We start from the raw sequence: 19,962 nt of genomic DNA, 5'->3' as shown, positions 1-19,962 counted from the left end.
TCAGACGGGATCGATATCGCCCTTCGCCCACATTTCCTGGGTTTCGGCGTAGAAGTCGGCAAAGCGGCCTTCGGCGATCGACTGGCGGATGCCCTTCATCAGGTCCTGATAGTAGTTCAGGTTGTTCCAGGACAGCAGCATGCCGCCGAGCGCTTCGTCGGCACGCACGAGGTGGTGCAGGTAGGCTCGGGAATAGTCTCGGGCGGCGGGGCAGTTCGATTCCTCGTCCAGGGGCCGCATGTCCTCCGCATGGCGGGCGTTGCGGATATTGACCTTGCCGCGGCGGGTGAAGGCGAGCCCATGGCGGCCCGAACGGGTCGGCATGACGCAATCGAACATGTCGATGCCGCGCGCCACAGATTTCAGCATGTCGTCCGGCGTGCCGACCCCCATCAGGTAACGCGGCCTTTCGAACGGCAGGACCGGAAGCGTCGTTTCGAGCATTTTCAGCATGACGTCCTGCGGCTCGCCGACGGCAAGCCCACCGACCGCATAACCCTTCAGATCGAGCTGTTTCAGGCCTTCCGCTGAGCGGATGCGAAGCTCGGGCTGGTCGCCGCCCTGGACGATGCCGAACATCGCCTTGCCCGGCTGGTCGCCGAAGGCAACACGGCAGCGCTCGGCCCAGCGCAGCGACAGCTCCATCGCCCGCTCGATCTCCTTGGGTTCGGCGGGCAGCGCCACGCATTCGTCGAGCTGCATCTGGATGTCGGAGCCGAGCAGGCCCTGGATCTCGATCGAGCGCTCCGGCGACATGTGGTGAAGGCTGCCATCCACATGGCTCTTGAAGGTGACACCCTTCTCGTCGAGCTTCCTCAGTCCCGACAAAGACATGACCTGGAAACCGCCGCTATCGGTGAGGATCGGATGTTTCCAGCGGATCAGCTCATGCAGGCCGCCGAGCCTTGCCACGCGCTCGGCGCCCGGCCGCAGCATCAGGTGATAGGTATTGCCGAGAATGATATCGGCGCCGGTATCGCGCACCTGGTCGAGATACATGGCCTTGACGGTGCCAACGGTACCGACCGGCATGAAGGCTGGCGTGCGGATCGTGCCGCGCGGCATGGTGATCTCGCCGAGCCGCGCGCCGCCATCGGTGGCCTTGAGGTTGAACTGGAAAGTCTCGGTCATCGGTCGTCCCGGAGAAGAAGGCTGGAATCGCCATAGGAATAGAAGCGGTAGCCGGTTTCGATCGCATGGGCATAGGCCGCCCGCATCGTCTCCAGACCACAGAAGGCCGAAACGAGCATGAACAGTGTCGACCTCGGCAAATGGAAATTGGTCATCAGCATATCGACCGCCTTGAAGCGATAACCTGGCGTGATGAAGATGCCCGTCGCGCCGCTCCAGGGTTTTACCGTGCCGTCATCGGTAGCAGCGCTCTCGATCAGGCGCAAAGAGGTGGTGCCTACGCAGACGATGCGACCGCCCCTCGCCTTCACGGCATTCAACCGCGCGGCGGTCTCGGCACTCACATGGCCGATTTCCTGATGCATCTTGTGTTCGGCCGTGTCGTCCGCCTTGACGGGCAGGAAGGTCCCTGCCCCGACATGCAGCGTCACGAAATGCCGTTCGATGCCGGCAGCATCGAGGCTCGAGAAAAGCTCCGGCGTGAAATGCAGGCCCGCGGTTGGCGCCGCGACGGCACCCTCCTCGCGGGCGTAGATGGTCTGGTAGTCCTTCTGGTCCCGTGCGTCTTCCGGGCGCTTGGCAGCGATATAGGGCGGCAGCGGGATGTGCCCGACTGCCATGATCGCCTCGTCGAGCGCAGGGCCGGAAAGATCGAAGCGCAGAGTGACTTCGCCGCCCTCACCTTTCTCCTCCACGGTTGCGGCAAGCGAACCGATCAGGCAGGCATTGCCGCCGTGTCCGAACTCGATGCGGTCGCCGATCTTGATACGTTTCCCGGGCTTGGCAAAGGCCTTCCAGCGATCGGGGGCAACGCGCATATGCAGCGTCGCCGACACCTGTTGTCCGCCCGCCCCTTCGCGGTGACGTATGCCTTCGAGCTGCGCGGGGATGACCTTGGTGTCGTTGAAGACGAGCGCATCACCTGGCTTTAAGAAACCCGGCAGATCGGATATGCGGTGATCGGCAAGCACCGGTTCGCTTCCCGGCCTGACGACGAGCAGCCGGGCGCTGTCGCGTGGGCTTGCCGGCCTCAGCGCGATGTTTTCTTCCGGCAGATCGAAGTCGAAGAGATCGACGCGCATGGCTTTTCCAGAAATAAGAAACCCGCCCCGCCGACAGACGGAGCGGGCCATTCGTTTAAGTGGAATCAGACGTCGGCGGCGACGCGGACGGAAACGATCGAGTCCGGATCCTTGACCGGCTCGCCCTTCTTGATCTGGTCGATGAAGTCCATGCCTTCGATGACCTGGCCCCAGACGGTGTACTGTTTGTTCAGCCACGGGGCATCGGTGAAGCAGATGAAGAACTGCGAATTGGCCGAATTCGGGCTCTGCGAACGGGCCATGGAGCAGGTGCCGCGCACATGCGGAACGGCGGAGAATTCAGCCTTCAGATCCGGCTTTTCCGAGCCACCCATGCCTGCACGGGCCGGGTTGAAACTCTCGGAGCCCTGCTTGCCGAACTTCACGTCGCCCGTCTGCGCCATGAAATCGGGAATGACGCGATGGAAAACCACGCCGTCATAGGCGTTCTCGCGGGCCAGTTCCTTGATGCGGGCAACATGGCCCGGCGCGAGATCCGGCAGAAGCGAGATGACGACCTTGCCCTTGGTGGTTTCCATGATGAGGGTGTTTTCCGGATCCTTGATCTCGGCCATATGCTTTCTCCTTGGTACGGCGCCCGATTGTCGTCCGCGACGGGGCGCCCTTCGTTTAATTCCTGCGGCTTACTTCTTGCCGACGGTGATCTTGATCATCTTGTCGGGATCGGTGACTTCGCCATTGCCGCCCTGGCCGCGCTTGATCTTGTCGACGAATTCCATGCCCGACACGACCTTGCCGACCACGGTGTACTGGCCGTCCAGGCTCGGATATTTGGTGAACATGATGAAGAATTGCGAGTTGGCGGAATTCGGATCCTGCGACCGCGCCATGCCGACGATGCCGCGCTCGAACGGGACTTTCGAGAATTCGGCCGGAATATTCGGCATTTCCGATCCGCCCATGCCGGCGCGGGCCGGGTTGAAGCTCTTGCCCCCCTGCTTACCAAACTGCACGTCGCCGGTCTGGGCCATGAAGCCGTTGATGACGCGGTGGAAGACGACGTTGTCGTATTCGCCCTTGGCGGCGAGCGCCTTTATCTGCGCCACATGTTTCGGCGCGACTTCCGGCATCAGCTGGATCACCACCGGGCCATCCTTCAGCTGGATGGTCAGGATATCATCCGGCGCGGCAAGAGCCGGCAGGACCATCGACGCGAGGGCGAAAGCGCCGGCAACGGCAAGACGAAGCAGTTTCATGGAAAGAACTCCGGGTTTGGAAACGATCAGCGTTTCAGCTTGTTGTTCAGGGCCGTGAGGACCGCGGCAGGCACGAAGGCGCTGACATCGCCGCCCATCGCCGCGATCTGCCGGACCAATGTGCCGGTAATGGGGCGGGTTGCGACGCCGGCCGGCAGGAAAACGGTCTGGATATCCGGCGCCATCTGCCGGTTCATGCCGGCCATCGACATTTCGTAGTCGAGATCGGTGCCGTCGCGCAGGCCCCGGATCAGGAGCTTTGCTCCGTTCGCGCGGGCGGCATCGACGACCAGACGGTCGAAGGAAACGACCGATAGGCTCTCGGCACGTCCCGGCAGGACTTCGTTCAGCGAGGCGCGGATCAGCTCCGCCCTCTCCTCGAAGGAGAACATCGGCGCCTTGCCGGGATGGATTCCGATCGCCACGATGACCTTGTCGGCAACGTTCAGCGCCTGCACGAGCACGTCCAGATGGCCATTGGTCATCGGATCGAAAGAACCGGGATAGAAAGCAGTGGTCATGCCGAGGTCCGGGCCTGTTTCAGCGAAATTTTGACGCCTTTTGTCACGGAAGCCGCCCAACCGCAAGCATCTCGCAATTCTGAACGAAAGATGAATGGCCCGTTCAAGGGCGTTTCAGCGGGCCTGTGGTCTTCTGGCGATCGTGGCGGGCGAAAGACCCGCCCGTATCTCGGGAGAAACGACCAAAAATGCTGGCTTTGATGGTGTTGGGAGCCGTGGTTCTCGCTTTTGCACTGGAGGCCTTCATTGTCGCCTTCGGGCCGGAAGAAGCCTGAAAGACTTCGAATTCTGAACGCCAGATGAACAGAGCATTCAAGGAGGCTTCAGAGCGACACGGTTAAGTATCCCTCAAAATGCGGTGGAACCTGTTTGTGCGATGCGCGTTCAGGCTAACAAGAAGGACAGATGGCGATGATCGCGAGAAGGAAAACGATCATGCTGGACAAGATCACCATGATCAACCTGGTCTGGACGGCCATGATTGCGGTGATGCTGACGGCAACGGTAACCCTTTATCAAGATAAATCCCAATTGGCAGATCTGAAATATCCGCAGGTAACGGGCCGTTATAGCGATCTCTCGTACTACTGAGGCGGATACACGGACGAGAAAGGAACCCCATGTTCGTGACGTTGACAGTACTTGCAGGCTTGATCAGCATCATGTTCGTGGCTTCCGTGGCCTCGACGATTTCCGAGCTTCGGCGCGAACGCGCCGACATGAAGGATTTCAGGGATTTCGCGCGCCGCCACAGCGCATTCTGATCATTTGACGGTAGCGAACCGCGCTCACGCAGACTTCCCGTCGCACGCGGTTCAAGCAAAAGCCGGAGGATTTTCATCCTCCGGCTTTTTATTTGCCCAGCGTTTGATGAGGGTGCGGCCTATTCGGCCGCACCCTCATCCGTCGGTCCGGCTTGCGGGGCCGCGGCTCCGAGATCACCGGTCTCGCTGACGATTTCCTCCGGCAGATCATTGCCGTTTTCCTCGTCGCCTTCCGGCTCGCTGATGCGCTCGACCGAAACAACCTTCTCGTCCTTGGCCGTCGAGAAGATCGTGACGCCCTTCGTCGCGCGGCTGGCGATGCGGATGCCGTTGACCGGCACGCGGATCAGCACGCCGCCATCGGATACGAGCATGATCTGGTCGTTGTCCTCGATCGGGAAGGCGGCGACCAGTTCGCCGATCTCCGCGGTCTTGGACGTGTCGGTGGCGCGGATGCCCTTGCCGCCGCGACCTGAAGTGCGGAAATCGTAGGAAGACGACCGCTTGCCGAAGCCCTTTTCAGAGACCGTCAGCACGAACTGTTCGCGAGCCTTCAGCTCTTCGTAGTCCTGGTCGGAGAGCTGTCCCTCCTCGGTGACTTCCTCGCCAACCAGTGCGATGTCTTCTTCATCGACACCTTCGGCACGACGCTCGGCAGCCGAACGCTTCAGATAGGCAGCGCGCTGCCACGGCTCGGCATCGACATGACCCAGAATGGTCATCGAGATCAGGCGGTCGCCATCGCCAAGCGTGATGCCGCGGACGCCGATCGAATTGCGGCCTGCGAAGACGCGAACCTCATCGACCGGGAAGCGGATCGCCTGACCGAGCGCGGTGGTCAGCAGCACGTCGTCCTGATCGGTACAGGTCTCGACGGAGAGGATTTCATCGCCCTCCTCCTCCAGCTTCATGGCAATCTTGCCGTTGCGGTTGACCTGCACGAAGTCCGACAGCTTGTTGCGGCGAACAGTGCCGCGGGTCGTCGAGAACATCACGTCCAGGTTTTCCCAGGTCGTCTCGTCCTCGGGCAGCGGCATGATCGTGGTGATGCGTTCGCCGGGCTCCAGCGGCAGCATATTGATCAGCGCCTTGCCGCGGGACTGCGGCGTGCCGATCGGCAGGCGCCAGACCTTTTCCTTGTAGACGATGCCGCGCGAGGAGAAGAACAGCACCGGCGTGTGGGTATTGGCCACGAACAGGCGCGTGACGAAATCCTCGTCGCGCGTCGCCATGCCGGAGCGGCCCTTGCCGCCGCGACGCTGGGCGCGATAGGTGCCGAGCGTGACGCGCTTGATGTACCCAAGATGCGAAACGGTGACGACCATGTCCTCGCGGGCGATCAGATCCTCGTCGTCCATTTCGAGGCCGGCATCGAGGATCTGCGTGCGGCGCGGCGTACCGAATTCGTCGCGCACGGCAGCGAGCTCGTCCTTGACGATCGTCTGGATGCGCAGGCGCGACGACAGGATGTCGAGATAATCGCTGATTTCGGCGCCGATCTTGTTCAGTTCGTCGGCGATTTCGTCGCGGCCCAGTGCCGTCAGGCGGGCGAGACGCAGTTCGAGGATGGCGCGGGCCTGTTCCTCGGACAGATTGTAGGTGCCGTCCTCGTTGATACGGTGACGCGGATCGTCGATCAGGCGGATCAGCGCATCAACGTCCTGAGCCGGCCAACGACGGGTCATCAACTGTTCGCGGGCCGTCTGCGGATCGGGCGCGCGACGGATCAGGAGGATGATCTCGTCGATATTGGCGACCGCGATCGCCAAGCCGACCAAGACATGGGCGCGTTCGCGAGCCTTGCGCAGCAGGTACTTCGTACGCCGGCTAACCACTTCCTCGCGGAAGGACACGAAGGCGCGCAGCATGTCGAGCAGCGCGAGCTGTTCCGGCTTGCCGCCGTTCAGCGCCACCATGTTGCAGCCGAAGGAGGTCTGCAGCGGCGTGTAGCGATAGAGCTGGTTGAGGATCACGTCCGCATTGGCATCGCGCTTCAGCTCGACGACGACACGGTATCCCTGGCGGTCGGATTCGTCGCGCAGGTCGGAAATGCCTTCGATGCGCTTTTCACGCACCAGCTCGCCGATCTTCTCGACCATGGTCGCCTTGTTCACCTGGAAGGGAACTTCGGTGATGATGATCTGCTCGCGATCGCCGCGCATCGGCTCGATCGCTGCGACGCCGCGCATGATCACCGAGCCGCGGCCGGTCTCGTAGGCGGAACGGATACCGGCTCGACCGAGGATCAGGGCGCCTGTCGGAAAATCCGGACCAGGAATGATCTCCATCATTTCCGGCAGCTCGATCGCCGGGTTGTCGATCAGGGCGATGCAGCCGTTGATCACTTCCACCAGATTGTGCGGCGGGATGTTGGTCGCCATGCCGACGGCGATGCCGCCTGCGCCGTTGACCAGAAGGTTCGGAAATTTCGCCGGCACCACGACGGGCTCGGAGAGCGTGCCGTCATAGTTGTCGCGGAAATCGACGGTTTCCTTGTCGAGGTCGTCGAGCAGGGCGTGGGCCGCTTTCTCGAGGCGGCACTCGGTGTAACGCTCGGCCGCCGGCGGATCGCCGTCGATCGAACCGAAATTGCCCTGGCCATCGATCAGCGGCAGGCGGAGCGACCAGTCCTGCGCCATGCGCGCCAGCGCGTCATAGATGGCCGAGTTGCCGTGCGGATGGAACTTACCCATCACGTCCCCGGTGACACGGGCGCATTTGACGTATTTCTTGTTCCAGTCGATGCCGAGTTCCGACATGCCGTAGAGGATGCGCCGGTGGACCGGCTTCAGTCCGTCGCGGACGTCAGGAAGGGCGCGGCTGACGATGACGCTCATGGCGTAATCGAGGTAGGACCGCTGCATCTCTTCCATGATGGAAATGGGTTCGATGCCTGGAGGCAGCTTTCCGCCGCCGGGTGTGCTTTGCTCAGTCAAATCGGATCACGATCTCTGTTCGGAATCAGTTTCTTTTTTATAGCGGAAAGCGGTTCCGAGCGCCAATTTCCACAATGGTTTTGAACAGCTTTTGCGGCTTTAACACGGCTTTTGAACACGGTCGAAACATGCCGCGACGCGGATGGGGTGGGCTTTCTTTCGCTGCCGGCCTGTCCTAACAATCTTCGCATGCGACTGCAAGGATTGCAGCCCGACAGGGAGAGGATATGGCGACCCCCGATATGCTGGTCAATGCCCTGACCACGATGCTCGTGACACTCGACCCGCCGGGGCTCGCGCCGGTCTTTCTCGGCCTGACCGTCGGCATGACCGCCCTCCAGCGCCGCCAGGTCGCCTTCCGAGGATCGCTGATCGCCTTCGGCATCCTCGCCGTCTTCGCGCTGTTCGGGTCGAGCGTGCTGGGACTGCTCGGGATATCGATCGGCGCCTTCCGCATTGCCGGCGGCCTGCTGCTTTTCTGGATCTCCTTCGAAATGGTGTTCGAGAAACGCCAGGAGCGAAAGGAGAAGACATCTCAGGCAGCGATCACCATCGACCATATCCACAACATCGCGGTCTTTCCGCTGGCGCTGCCGCTGATTGCCGGACCGGGCGCAATCTCGGCCACCGTCCTGCTCTCCGGCACCCTGCCGGGCGTAGTCGACCGCGCGCTCCTCATCGGCGTCATCGCGCTGATCATGCTGGTCGTCTATGCGACGCTTTTGGTCGCCGAGCGGCTCGACCGTTTCCTCGGCGTCACCGGAAGGGCGATCCTCACCCGCCTGCTCGGCGTCATCCTCGCGGCGCTCTCCGTGCAGTTCGTCGTCGATGGGGTCCGCTCGGCCTTTAATCTTTAAGCCCCGCACTCTTCGGGTAGGACGCAGCGTTAGCTAAGACCGGCGCGACAGAACGGAATTTTCTGCTAAAACGCGATTCATCTCACCTCACTCAAAGGTCTCCATGATGCGCCGCCTGTTGCGCCGGCTCCTGCCGGAAGCCACTCCCGTCAGCCCCAGGGAAAGACTGCGTGCAGCGTTTGGCGCACTCGCCGGAATTCTGGTGACGGGATTGCTGGGAAGCCTGGTTTTGAAAGCGGATGCAGCGCTTCCGGCACTGGTCGCCCCGATGGGAGCGTCGGCGGTGCTGCTGTTTGCGGTGCCTTCCAGCCCGCTTGCCCAGCCCTGGTCGATCCTGGGCGGCAATATCGTTGCAGCCCTGGTCGGAGTGACTACCGCCCTTTTAATAACCGACCCATTCCTGGCCTCAGCGGTGGCAATCGGTATTGCCATCGCCGCGATGATGACGCTTCGGTGCCTGCATCCCCCGAGCGGCGCGATCGCGCTCACCGCCGTGCTCGGCGGGCCGGCTATTCACGAACTCGGATACGGTTTCGTCATCTGGCCCGTCGCCGGTAACTCGCTGGCCCTGCTGTTGATCGCGCTGGCCTTCAACAATCTGACGGGACGTCGATACCCGCACGCCGCCAAGCCGGCGACGGCCGATCACGGCACGACCGATCCCGCCTCGATCCAGCGCATCGGCTTCACCTCCGCCGACCTCGACGATGTCCTAAAAGAATACGACGAGTTCCTGGACATCGACCGCGACGACCTCGAAACGATCCTGCGGCGGACGGAACTACGATCTTATCGCCGGCGCGCAGGCCACCTCGATTGCGCCAGCATCATGTCGCGCGATGTGGTGGCGGTCGCACCCGACAATACCCTGAAGGAGGCGCACGACCTGATGCGCGTCCACCATTTCAAGGCTCTGCCGGTCACCAACGACAGGGCGGAAGTGGTCGGCATCGTCACCCAGACCGATTTTCTCGACAAGGCGAACTGGACGAGAGGCCGGCCGAAAATCGGTTTTGCGCAACGTGTGCGCCTCGTTCTGTCGGGCGCCAGCGCGCCGAACGATACGGTCAAGGATATCATGACGACGCCGGTCAAAACCGTTGCCCCGGACACGCCGATCGCAGACGCGATCGTTATCTTCGCCGAAGAAGGACTGCACTACCTGCCGGTCGCCCGGGAGAACAACAAATTGGTCGGCATTCTCTCGCAATCGGACGTGCTGGTCGCAATGCTCGCCGACAAGGCGGCCGCCTGAGCAATCATTCAGGCAGCTGCCGTTTCAGAAATCGGTGCCGATCGACCGATCAAAATGGTAAGACGGAACACATATGTAAACTGAGAGAGAGAGTATCGTAGAATCAGCCGGTTATAAATGATTTATTTTCGGCATTGTCGCGTCTGTAAACAAATCCTCTGAAATCGCCCTTTATCGGCGTGTTAGTTTACATTTTTAGTTTCGCGAAAATCCACGTCACTCATCTTTATATATGGACGCGGCTTCCGGCGGAGCTGTAATCCATCTAACGCCAGCGCCGACCAACGACGTTTCAGCTGTCATCTCAACATTCACGGATCGTAATCCTACTTCCAATTTTTTGAGCGTTGCCTCGTTCAAAGCGCCATATCTATTGGTCTCAAGGCGAGCGATAAAACTCGGATCGATCTTCGCTATTTCTGCAAGCTGACGTTGGCTAAGATCAACCAGTCCCCGAGCCGATCTGACAATGCGGCCGCCAAAGTGGTCAAGTGTCTCGTCTTCCATCTTGATGCCAGGCACGCTCCAGCGGACGCCAGCGCCGTGATGAGGAGTGGCCTCGGTAAACTCAACCAGTGCCTTCTGGTAGTGTGCTTTCAGTATCCAAGCTTCGCGGGGTAGTAGCTTGTATTTTCCGCGCTCAATCAGCTGGATTGTCTTCGGCTTTATATCGAGAGCTAATGCGACATCCGCTTGGCTCCATCCAATCAAAAGTCGTGCGGCTCGCAGTAGCGGAATTACCGGATTCATAGCCCGAAAAAACGCTCTACCAAGGAAATGTCAACATTATTCGCTGTGCGTCACTTATGGGCTATTTGCGTCATTTTTCTTTGCATTTGAGTCACGAATCAGGCTTCTTGCTGCTTGTCGGATTTAGCAAAAACGAATCAGGGTGACGTGTAATGGACAGATGGCTTGGAACTCCCGCCAGCGTGATTATCCCACGACTGCGGTCGCTTTTGACTGACCTTGAATGCCTAGCGTCTCCTGGCGGTTTCGCTGTGCCTGAGGAGGTCGTGAATATTCGAAATTGCATGCTCGCCCAACGATCTGTTCCTTGTCTTATTGGTGAGATGTCGGGACACCCGCAAATCAAGGATGGGCCAGGCGTAACCAGCGAGCTGTTCTACTTCGATGGAAAGCGCAAAATCGCTAGGTCCATCAGCCGGTGGTATGCCTTCGATGGTCTAATCGGCTGACGGCGGGTGCAATGATGGACAAAGCTCTCGCTGATAATCTCGACCGCTATATCTCGAAACTTCAAGAAGTATCAGAGCACCTGAAGGAGTTGCGCACCAGCGAATTCAGGAAAACTAACCGCAACGGCCCAGCGATTGCGTTGAAGTCTGCGCCCGACTTTCTCGCCTACTGCGCTCTTGTCGCGCTTTTTCGCAGAAACATCGGCCGCTTATCTGAACCGTCCTGCGTCGCGATCATTGTCGTTCCACCACAATGGAAGCTCGGCGACGTCGATGAAGCTGCAAGGATCATTCTTAAAGGCCAGGACGGCTTGAAGATTTGCCTTCATCCGACGTCGAAACATAAGCGTGGATGGGAAATCGATCCGGAAGAATTGCTTGAGACAGGCAAGAAGCTCATCATCTTCACGCAAGAAGGCACGGTTGTTCATGAGGATTTCGAGCTTGCCGCAACCGTCTTCGACAAACTTAACATCTGCGATCCTCGACATCTCAGAGCATTGAGCAAATTCAGGAAGTGCGGTCCCCTCACCGACGATCAGGCGGCGGTCATCGCCCTTCAGCCTTCAGATCGAATGGAAGCTATTTTTCGCCGTGACCAACCCGCGAGCCGCGCAGCGCTCAGGCTAGCGGCAACCCAGCTCGACCGATCACAAGCTCCTAAAAATCTGGATGTCACTAAAGGCTTTGGAAAAGCGAGTACCTGGGCGCTAGAGTTGAAACGTGACCTGGCAGATTGGCGGCAAGGAAAATTGCCGTGGTCGGATATCGATAGAGGTTGCCTGCTCTACGGACCAAGTGGAACAGGTAAGACTCGTTTCGCAGCCGCGCTCGCCGCCGAATGCGGTTTGCACCTGGAAGCTACGTCCGTACCCAAGTGGCAATCCTACAAGGATGGGGATTTGGGCGACATGCTCGCGGCGATGTATAAAGCATTTGCAGCTGCGAAGGAGAACGCGCCCTGCCTGCTTTTTCTTGATGAAATTGACGCCATTGGAGATCGCGCGAAATTCCCTTCACGCCATGACACGTACTCGACTACGGTCGTCAACGCATTCCTAGAGTGCCTCGACGGTGCCGAAGGCCGCGAAGGAGTTATCGTTCTCGGCGCGTGCAATTTCCCACAAAAAATCGATCCCGCCGTCTTGCGAAGCGGTCGGCTGGAAAAACATGTCCATTTCCCTTTGCCGGACGCGACCGCGAGGGGAGAAATCCTTGGGTTTCATCTTCCAAGCCTCGCCAATGACAATGCTCTCAAGGAAATTGCGGCGCGATTGCCTGGCAAGAGTGGGGCCGATCTCGAAATGCTAGCACGCGAAGCGAAGCGCACTGCCCGGTTAGAGATGCGTGATGTCAACATTGCTGATGTCAGATCAAAGGTGGTGGTGCCCGCACCGCTCGATGCGCCGACGCTCTACCGCGTGGCGATCCACGAGGCGGGACACGCCCTTATCGCCCACGCATTCTCTCTAGGAAAAATCGAACACGTTGAAGTCTATGACAACGTCAAGCACTTCGCCACAATCACGGACTCGAATGGAACGACCAAAGCCGAGCTTCCACCGCGCCACTATCTCACCCGATGGGACGCGATGAAAATGATAACAGCTGACTTGGCGGGTGCAGCGGCAGAAGACCTGATTTTCGGACACCGGTCGAACTGGTCAAGCGGAAGTCGGGAAAGCGATTTCGCCAAGGCGACAACGACAGCAATCGAGATGGTCACAGAATACGGGTTTGGAAGTTCCCTATATTTCCTTCCGAACTCCATCGATATCACCGCCGCTTCGAAGCTCTGGGAAGACCTGCCATTGCGAGATGAAGTCTCGGATATTCTCCAAGAGCAGTACCAAAGAGCGCGAGACATGCTGGATCGGCTCAAACCTTGTCTCTTGAAGCTCGCCGACGCCCTCGTGAAGCACAAACGGCTAGATGCGCTCCAATTGGAGCCCTACTGGCCAGGGGCGACCAAGACGAAAACAACGGATCGTCGAAGTCACCGGTCCCATTAGCCCGTGTCGAAAACTAGATCGAAGGCACGCAGCGTAGTCCCGCGCGGCCCCCAATCGCGTGCTATAAGTCGAGGAAAAGTATGCGTGCTTGGATCATAAGTGATATCCATCATTCGAGATTGCGTGACCTAAAAGGTGACCGCCTCGCAATTCCCGACGCCGATCTCTGCGTTTGCGTTGGAGACGTCGCGGGTGCGATTGATGACAGCATCTCATTCTTGCTGCGCGTCATCGAGCCTCGGATGCCAGTGGTCCTAATCTTGGGCAACCACGACTACTATGGCAGTGGGATCGATTTTGCTCTCGAACGAGCGCGTCGTCTTATCGAGGGAAAGCGGGTTCACCTCCTCGAAAACCAAAATCTCATTTTCAACGATTGCCGTTTCATCGGCGCAACCTTATGGACCGACTTTTGCGTGTCGGTCGGCGAAGACGAGCACGTTCCGCCCGAAGAACGAAGAGCAAAAGCCTTTGGGCTCGTCCCATCGAGAATGATGGATTTTTCCTGCATCTTTCGGTCAGATGAGCGGCAAGCAGGCGAGAATGGTATGGTAACGGTCAAGGAAATCTTTGATCGCCATCGTGCCAGCCGTGCATTCATCGACGAGGAGTTAGGAAAGCCTTTTAACGGGCGGACGATTGTGCTGACGCATCACGCACCGCTTATGCAAAGTTCCGATCCAAGGTTTTTCGGCGACATCACGAATGCGGCGTTCGCTAGCGATTTGAGCGATCTGATCGAGAGGCGGCGGCCATCTCTCTGGATTCATGGTCATATTCACAAATTCAGGGACTACATGTTCGACAAAACGCGGATCGTCTGCAATCCCGTTGGCTATCAACAAGAACGCGACTACTCAGGATTTCGCTCCAATTTCTTCATCGAACTGTGACCCACCGGCCGAACAAGGTGATCGCGGCGGGCTATCAGGATGGACGCGAATTCGCAGAAGCTCGCGTCGGACATTGTGGTGAAGTTGCCGCCAAGCGAAAGGAAATGCGCTCGCAGTTCTTTTGCAACCTGCGTGGTTTCGGTCCTCCCATAAAAGTCTTTGCTACTCGAAGTCAAAACGACGTCACCGTCCGGCAAGGAAATAGCGGAATAAGGTATTTCTAAACTCATACGCACTAAGGAAATGATCGAGCGATCACGCATCGCCGTCAACCTCGCTTACGATCTTCCGACCTCATCACCGATAGAAATCATGGACCCTTCGTCGTACCAGCCAGCGCTTCTTTTTCTGCTGCCCTTAGCGAAACTTATCGTCATGGCTTTTGCTGCTTATCCCCTGTACGTTTGCTGGTGGCGTTTTGTTGATACGCTCGGCCAAAAATTCCGCCCAGATATCAATAGTATCCTACCGTCGGAGTCACGCGAGGACACATCGAAACTAAGTTTTTCGATGAGCGCAACTCTGTTCTGGGGATTTCTCTTTGTGTGCGGGTTTCTCAGCTTTTGCGGCGTGATCACAGAAATGGCGATCACCATCCGATCTTGACCTGTCCTCTCCCGGTCTCGTCTACAGTTCTACGAAATCCTCGCGCATTTGATAGAAAAGACCTGCAGCCGCTGGACGTTCGCTTCTGGTGATGTGACCGATTGTGTTTAAGGGTACTCACGAATGTCTAACCACCGGCAGGGTCAAAGCGGAGCGAAAAGGTTGCACTTGCAAGCTACTGAGGTCGCTGTACGATTGCGCCGAAACACTGGAGAGTGAAACGGTGTCAGGTTCGCAATACCCGCGTAAAACACTTCTTGCCGCTGTACAGATTTTGAAAAGTCTTGGTCACTCGGGGTTCGAAAGGCTACTGATAGAGTTCGGGCTGCCTGATGAAAATGCGGGAAAAGGCAGCGGCCTGATGGACCGCGCAAACTCTCTGGCGAAATTCGCACTTCAAAATCCTGATGAGAGAACGGCGGATGGAGTAAATCTTTGGGACGCCGTAGTTGATCGCGCTATCGAAGAGGACAAGCGCTTCCGTCCCACCATCGCGATCCCCAACGTTACATTGCGAGAGAGGCAAGATTTTCAGCGAGCCATCGAGCAGTATCGTGGTCAGATATTGTCGGACTACAAGGAGGCCGCCCCTTTCATCGCTGAAGCTGACGCCCGTAGCGAGAACACTACCGAAGCGTTAGGATTATTCTTGGAGAGCCGCAAAGTGTCTGATGCCTCGACTGGCGAAAAGCTCGTGCCGAGCAAGGTGTTCATCGTCCATGGGAGGGATGAGGCACCGAAGGAAGCTGTTGCTCGGTTCATAGAGCGGTTGGGCTTCGAGGCTATCATTTTGCATGAGCAGACGAATAAAGGCCGGACTGTCATTGAAAAGTTTATCGAGCACAGCAACGTGAATTTTGCGGTAGTGCTACTCACCCCAGACGATTTCGGTGGATTAAGCGGAGAAGAGGCTAAACCCCGAGCACGTCAGAATGTGATTTTAGAGTGGGGATTCTTCATCGGGGCACTCGGACGCGAAAACGTCGTCGCGTTGATGAAAGATATGGTGGACATCCCATCAGACGTGGTTGGGCTCGTTTGGGAGCGCCTCGACGATCATGGTGCCTGGCGTGTAAAGCTTGCCAAGGAAATGCAAGCGAGCGGTTTCAAAATCGAGTGGGAGAAGGTTTCTCTTTAATTTTGTTAAGTTGTCTAGCTTCGTTCCCAAGCAGGCCTGACTTGCCAATACTGGATTAAACGCGGCGGTGGCCATCTGCCAGCGTTTATCTTAGTCATCGCTTGTCCCAGCCAGCATGACCGTCGCAAAATTCGCAGCCCCCGACATAGCTGTGCTCAAGGTTTCCTAAACCTCGGTCGATTATGACCTTGTGTTGAGCAAGGCTCTCTAGAACATCTGCATCATGGTCCAGTTCCTGTCGTGATACTGAAAGGTAGTCGACCCAGGTTTCGCTCTCTCCACCGGCAGCGATGAGCGGCCCTAGTGAAAGTTACAACGCACAGGTCATAATTGTGGGTTGGCGCAACCATTCAAACTGCCTCTTTCACGATGATCGGTTCAAAGAACGGTAGCAGGCTTGACCGAAAGTTGTCGGGGACGACGAAGCCAACGCTGTATCTGGCTCTGGTCAGTGAAACATAAATCCTTGCAAGTTCCTTTCCGGCATCCGCGAGGTTTCCGGACCCCAGAAACTTCAAGTAGGGTCCATGCGGAAACACCAGCGTGCGGTCGAAAGTCATTCCCTTTGACTCACCAAAATTGATTGGATTGCCGAATTCAACGATGCGCCTGCGGTCGTATCGCAGCGGCTGCGGCCCAAACGTATCAACATAGTTCTGGAGGTCTGACAGTCGAACAAGGAAGAGACCATCGTGCGGGGTTTGAACCTCTTGCAGCGACCTGGTTTTGCGGCAGTCTGGAAAAATAGTGTCGGCGAAGTCGCAGATTGCCTGATTGCACCGGCGGGAATGGGTCTGATGTTCAATCGATGCCAGCCTCTTTCGATCCCACTGCTCGAACATCCCGATAATGTCCTTGCCAGCGAACTTTTTGTTTTTGGGGTTGTCGTTGGTCTTGAAGGTCGCCTGACGATGATCGCCGACCAATGTGATTTTGATTTTCGACCGAAGCAAATGTTCGATCAGCTCAAGGTCCCAACCAGACAGGTCCTGAGCCTCATCAAAATATATCCGTTGGAAGATCGCTTCGAGGCGTTTGATGGGCAGTCCGTTAGTTTTTTCTATGATCCGGCAGGCAAAATCTGTCACGCGGTCCTGCCAAATGCCCGTGCCCTTTCCGAAATAGAATGGACCAGTCTTAGATTTGGGGATTTTTCGAAGGGCAAGCGGGATGCGCTCGAAACGGATGTGCGAGACCCACGGATCAAACAAGTGGTTTTGATAGGGCCGAACGAAATGCTTCAATACGAAGGAGTACCAGGTGCCAACGGTTAGGTGTGGCGGGATCGCACCAAAAAGTTCGTAGGCTTTCCCGGCAAGCTCATCCTTCCCCCTGATTGTGTACGTTACGAGAGCGTTCCGGCAAGCGTCTTCCGCACTGGCTTCCTGTACCAATCCGTAGGTTTTACCGCTTCCGGCGGACGCCAGGATGATCTTGTTATCTAATGGCATTCGCAATGTATTTCGGGATGTTGAGGTCCTTCGCCCGCTCATAAAGCAGCAACGCTGCCTCGGTTTTGTTGTTCGTGCAATATTCTAACAGCAGGTCAGTGTCCGGGAACTCGATACCGAGCATTTGATTCATCTTCGGGAGACCGTTCGCCTTGATAAGTTGAGGCTCCAAGGTTCGAGCCGTATCGTCGTCGTCAATGTTGATATGAATCGTGTCTTCGTTTTCGAATTTCGCGAATGCTGCCTTCTTCCCGGCGGCGTCACCGTCGTTATCGCGCACGACATCCACGTCCAGCTTTAGATGTTGGGCGATCTCCAGGAACCGGCTGAATGAGGTGCCAACCGAAATGACCTCCACCCCGTCTTCCAAGGGCAACTTTCCATAGCGCTGCCGATATCCTATCTGAACGATCAGGTCGTCCGACGGACCTTCAACCAGAATGGAGCGCTTTGCCAGAATCAATCGCAAAGTATCGTGCCCCGGCAGCCGCTGGAAATAGGCCTTGGTCTTCGGGTCGAGATGATTGAGAGTGATTGCCGTCCGACCATTGAACATAAGGACATGGTCAATGCCCAATCTGTTCAACACGAAACTGCTGTGCGTGCTGATGATGAGTTGCCGCCCTTTGCAGCGCTCGGCAAGATGGCTGACAAGCTTGCCAAGGTTCGTGTGAGAAAGGTGATTTTCCGGCTCTTCGATCAAGATCACGCCGCATTTCTCGGCCGCTTCAATGGCAAGCTTTATCTTTACCGAGTTTTGCTCGCCTTTTCCCACTAGCGGAAACGGAATGTCATCCAAGTGCGGCATGATGCCGGTTTCCCAGCTTGAGCGGGTTGTCGTGTCCATCGCGACCGATAGGACCTTGCTGGAAACGACCCCCTGCTTCCCCTTGAGGTCTTCATTCAAAGCCGTGATGCGTGTGTCTTCCTGGAAGCGATCTCGCATCGTTCTATATGCCAGGGACAACTCGCCCGCCTGGGACTTCGTCAAATAATCACGCACGATGTCCAAAACGTATTTATTTGCGGCGTAAGCATTCGGCGAGTTACTCGGATCGACCAGAACCGACTTGAGCTGGATTTTTTGGGGTGTCAGTGGCTCACCAGAAAACGCCATCCATTCGATTTCGTAAAGTTCGATTGGAATACTGTTCAAGACGTCTGTATCGCTGACAAATGCGCGATACTCCGGCAGGAAATTCTCATCAAGCTTGATCGTAAGCGTAATACCTGGCGCGTCAGCTTTGCGGCTGTTCATCGACCCTACCAGGTCCGCGACCTCGTCGGCCATTCGAAAGAACACCTCTATGGTCGCCTTGGGCGGCGCAGTAGGCTTTCCAGATTTATGTGCGGCGACGAAATCCGCGATGGCTTCGGCGTTGATCAAAAAAGGGTGCAGTTCGTACTGCGCATTCCTGCGATTAAGCTGGCATTTCAACGCAAGATTTATAGCTTCCAATAAGGTAGATTTCCCGGCCTCGTTGTTGCCAACGACTACGTTGACTTCGGCGTCAAATACTACTTCGGTTGCCTTCAGCGCTCGGTAATTGCTGATGATCACTCGCTCTATCGACATCTTGGATTGATTCGCTCCTCGTGCACGCCCGATACTACTTCTACGGCTGAGGCGGACAAGATGTTAATCAAGGCCAGATTGCATGAATGTAGCCCTGCAATCGTCGGCGAGATGGGCATCCTCGCCTTGCATTGTTCGAATTCGCATCGCTGTCGCCTTCCACCCGCATTAACGTAGTTTCAAGGCCTCTTCGAAGGACGATGCAGCGGCTCTATCGACGGCACATCCCTCACCCGGCGACGTCGGCCCGATAACGGGCACGGTCATCGGGACCATTATCACGGGTGTCATCACTTCCGGCTTCACCTTCCTTCGCTTGCGCGAGTAGACTGACAACTGGCAAGGGTGCGAACTGGACACCGCTTACCCCGAACAAAGCGGGTAGCCAATCCTTCATCTAAGTCGATGTATGCTCCCACTCATTTTTTGATGGAACACTCATGCAGGAAGAAGACGATCCAAAGCTCGTGACAAAGGAGGCTGTACAAGCCATTTCGCTTTGGTCGAAGGGTGTGTTGGAAAAGTATGCCGCCAATATTCCTGAGGCTCAGCTGGTATCTTCGGCAACCAGAAAGTCGGTTGCCAAGCGCTTAAGCGAAAATGGCGCGAAGAAATTCACGACGGTTAGGTCTTTGCCCCTGCTCGTATCCTCGGAGGTCCTTAGCTACTGCGAACGCATAAGAATTTACCCATTCATCACGCAGTACCGCGTAGAGCTGAACAAGGGCTCACTAGAAATGATCGCTGCTTGGCAACTGCATAGCCACAGTTTGCGGCAGAATGAGCTGTATGTCATTCACGAACGAGGCGGGGATATCCTCGACTTCGCGCATCATGTTGCAACGGACTTGGGTTTGGGGAGTGAAAATCGCGCGAAAGAGTTCGAGAAACGTTTCAAGAAGCAGTTCGATTGGCGTCTTCGCGACAGGCATCGCGTCGTGCATGCGCACGAGAGGCCCTCGATGACCTCCCGCTTGGCCGACTTGATGATCGCAACGGACGACTCGACGAAGGAAGACCTCAAAGACTACTTGTTGGGGCTTCTCGCCAACCTGTCCGAGCTGCTGCCGGGCGAGAAGACCGACGACCCGAAGGAAAAAATGAGGCGACTCCTTTCTGTGCGCGACGTTTACGTCAAGGCCGCAGAAGAGGAAGCGACGCAGATGATCGAAATGTTCGTCGACGAGATGCAAAAGACCATCAGCCCGTTGACGGGCGTCGCGGCAAAGTGATGCTTCTCTGGCATGGATCATTGCGATTGGGGCAACCGAAAAAGCGTGGGCGTTCTCGGTCTCATTGGACCTTCGCGCTGACCGTCACCACA

Annotated in this window: 19 protein-coding genes; 9 read left to right on the top strand and 10 right to left on the bottom strand. The window is 57.2% G+C overall.

Annotation, left to right across the window (positions count from 1 at the left end; all coding sequences use genetic code 11):
• The 6 genes from tgt to J2857_RS07430 all read right to left on the bottom strand — a co-directional run bounded on the left by tgt (position 1) and on the right by J2857_RS07430 (position 4,267).
• The gene (gene tgt / locus J2857_RS07455; protein WP_210009443.1) at positions 1-1,131 is read right to left on the bottom strand and encodes a tRNA guanosine(34) transglycosylase Tgt; all 1,131 of its coding nucleotides are present in this window, start codon (positions 1,129-1,131) and stop codon (positions 1-3) included.
• A complete protein-coding gene (gene queA, locus J2857_RS07450; protein ID WP_210009441.1) occupies positions 1,128-2,213 on the bottom strand; it encodes a tRNA preQ1(34) S-adenosylmethionine ribosyltransferase-isomerase QueA in 1,086 nt (361 codons plus the stop codon). Before queA ends, tgt begins: the two co-directional genes overlap by 4 nt.
• A gap of 65 nt (positions 2,214-2,278) precedes the next feature.
• Entirely contained in the window at positions 2,279-2,788 is a 510-nt protein-coding gene (locus J2857_RS07445; protein WP_210009440.1) for a peptidylprolyl isomerase, read from the bottom strand.
• A 69-nt stretch (positions 2,789-2,857) separates the two neighbouring features.
• Positions 2,858-3,430, bottom strand: a complete 573-nt coding sequence (locus tag J2857_RS07440) for a peptidylprolyl isomerase (protein ID WP_210009438.1) — start codon at positions 3,428-3,430, stop codon at positions 2,858-2,860.
• Positions 3,431-3,456: 26 nt separating this feature from the next.
• Entirely contained in the window at positions 3,457-3,951 is a 495-nt protein-coding gene (gene coaD, locus J2857_RS07435) for a pantetheine-phosphate adenylyltransferase (protein WP_210009436.1), read from the bottom strand.
• A 103-nt stretch (positions 3,952-4,054) separates the two neighbouring features.
• Positions 4,055-4,267 (bottom strand): hypothetical protein, encoded by a 213-nt coding sequence (locus tag J2857_RS07430; RefSeq protein WP_210009434.1) that lies wholly within the window; start codon positions 4,265-4,267, stop codon positions 4,055-4,057.
• A 119-nt stretch (positions 4,268-4,386) separates the two neighbouring features.
• Here J2857_RS07430 and J2857_RS07425 point away from each other — a divergent pair, with 119 nt between their 5' ends.
• Together J2857_RS07425 and J2857_RS07420 are read left to right on the top strand one after the other, a co-directional pair.
• Positions 4,387-4,542, top strand: a complete 156-nt coding sequence (locus tag J2857_RS07425) for a hypothetical protein (RefSeq protein WP_210010113.1) — start codon at positions 4,387-4,389, stop codon at positions 4,540-4,542.
• 35 nt (positions 4,543-4,577) lie between these two features.
• Positions 4,578-4,715 (top strand): hypothetical protein, encoded by a 138-nt coding sequence (locus J2857_RS07420; RefSeq protein ID WP_210010112.1) that lies wholly within the window; start codon positions 4,578-4,580, stop codon positions 4,713-4,715.
• Positions 4,716-4,834: 119 nt separating this feature from the next.
• Here J2857_RS07420 and gyrA read toward each other — a convergent pair whose 3' ends face one another.
• Positions 4,835-7,651, bottom strand: a complete 2,817-nt coding sequence (gene gyrA / locus J2857_RS07415; protein ID WP_210009432.1) for a DNA gyrase subunit A — start codon at positions 7,649-7,651, stop codon at positions 4,835-4,837.
• Positions 7,652-7,878: 227 nt separating this feature from the next.
• On the opposite strand from gyrA, the gene J2857_RS07410 reads away from it, so the two are divergent.
• Complete coding sequence (locus J2857_RS07410) at positions 7,879-8,508, top strand: MarC family protein (protein WP_210009430.1); 630 nt, start codon at positions 7,879-7,881, stop codon at positions 8,506-8,508.
• A gap of 106 nt (positions 8,509-8,614) precedes the next feature.
• Entirely contained in the window at positions 8,615-9,763 is a 1,149-nt protein-coding gene (locus tag J2857_RS07405) for an HPP family protein (RefSeq protein ID WP_210010073.1), read from the top strand.
• 216 nt (positions 9,764-9,979) lie between these two features.
• Here the strand turns inward: J2857_RS07405 and J2857_RS07400 are convergent, their stop codons facing one another.
• Positions 9,980-10,513: a helix-turn-helix domain-containing protein gene (locus J2857_RS07400; RefSeq protein ID WP_210009429.1), complete on the bottom strand. Its 534-nt coding sequence runs from the start codon at positions 10,511-10,513 to the stop codon at positions 9,980-9,982.
• A 460-nt stretch (positions 10,514-10,973) separates the two neighbouring features.
• Here J2857_RS07400 and J2857_RS07395 point away from each other — a divergent pair, with 460 nt between their 5' ends.
• The 4 genes from J2857_RS07395 (at position 10,974) to J2857_RS07380 (ending at position 15,611) form a co-directional block, all read left to right on the top strand.
• Positions 10,974-12,974: an AAA family ATPase gene (locus tag J2857_RS07395; RefSeq protein WP_245363042.1), complete on the top strand. Its 2,001-nt coding sequence runs from the start codon at positions 10,974-10,976 to the stop codon at positions 12,972-12,974.
• Between the two features lie 80 nt (positions 12,975-13,054).
• Positions 13,055-13,867: a metallophosphoesterase gene (locus J2857_RS07390; protein ID WP_210009428.1), complete on the top strand. Its 813-nt coding sequence runs from the start codon at positions 13,055-13,057 to the stop codon at positions 13,865-13,867.
• Positions 13,868-14,110: 243 nt separating this feature from the next.
• A complete protein-coding gene (locus J2857_RS07385; protein ID WP_210009427.1) occupies positions 14,111-14,473 on the top strand; it encodes a hypothetical protein in 363 nt (120 codons plus the stop codon).
• A 223-nt stretch (positions 14,474-14,696) separates the two neighbouring features.
• Positions 14,697-15,611 carry a nucleotide-binding protein gene (locus J2857_RS07380; RefSeq protein ID WP_306870377.1) on the top strand — a complete coding sequence of 305 codons (915 nt, stop codon included), beginning with the start codon at positions 14,697-14,699 and terminating at the stop codon, positions 15,609-15,611.
• Between the two features lie 350 nt (positions 15,612-15,961).
• Here J2857_RS07380 and J2857_RS07375 read toward each other — a convergent pair whose 3' ends face one another.
• Both J2857_RS07375 and J2857_RS07370 read right to left on the bottom strand, forming a co-directional pair.
• Positions 15,962-17,062, bottom strand: coding sequence for a UvrD-helicase domain-containing protein (locus tag J2857_RS07375; protein WP_210009426.1), 1,101 nt, complete (start codon positions 17,060-17,062; stop codon positions 15,962-15,964).
• Positions 17,049-18,638, bottom strand: coding sequence for an ATP-dependent nuclease (locus tag J2857_RS07370; RefSeq protein ID WP_245363041.1), 1,590 nt, complete (start codon positions 18,636-18,638; stop codon positions 17,049-17,051). Before J2857_RS07370 ends, J2857_RS07375 begins: the two co-directional genes overlap by 14 nt.
• A 440-nt stretch (positions 18,639-19,078) precedes the next feature.
• Here J2857_RS07370 and J2857_RS07365 point away from each other — a divergent pair, with 440 nt between their 5' ends.
• Positions 19,079-19,870 (top strand): hypothetical protein, encoded by a 792-nt coding sequence (locus tag J2857_RS07365; protein WP_210009424.1) that lies wholly within the window; start codon positions 19,079-19,081, stop codon positions 19,868-19,870.
• Positions 19,871-19,962: the final 92 nt, after the last annotated feature.

Source organism: Neorhizobium galegae, assembly GCF_017877055.1.
In the GTDB taxonomy this organism is placed as follows: Bacteria; Pseudomonadota; Alphaproteobacteria; order Rhizobiales; family Rhizobiaceae; genus Neorhizobium; species Neorhizobium galegae_D.
This window is presented reverse-complemented; position numbering and strand designations above follow the sequence as displayed.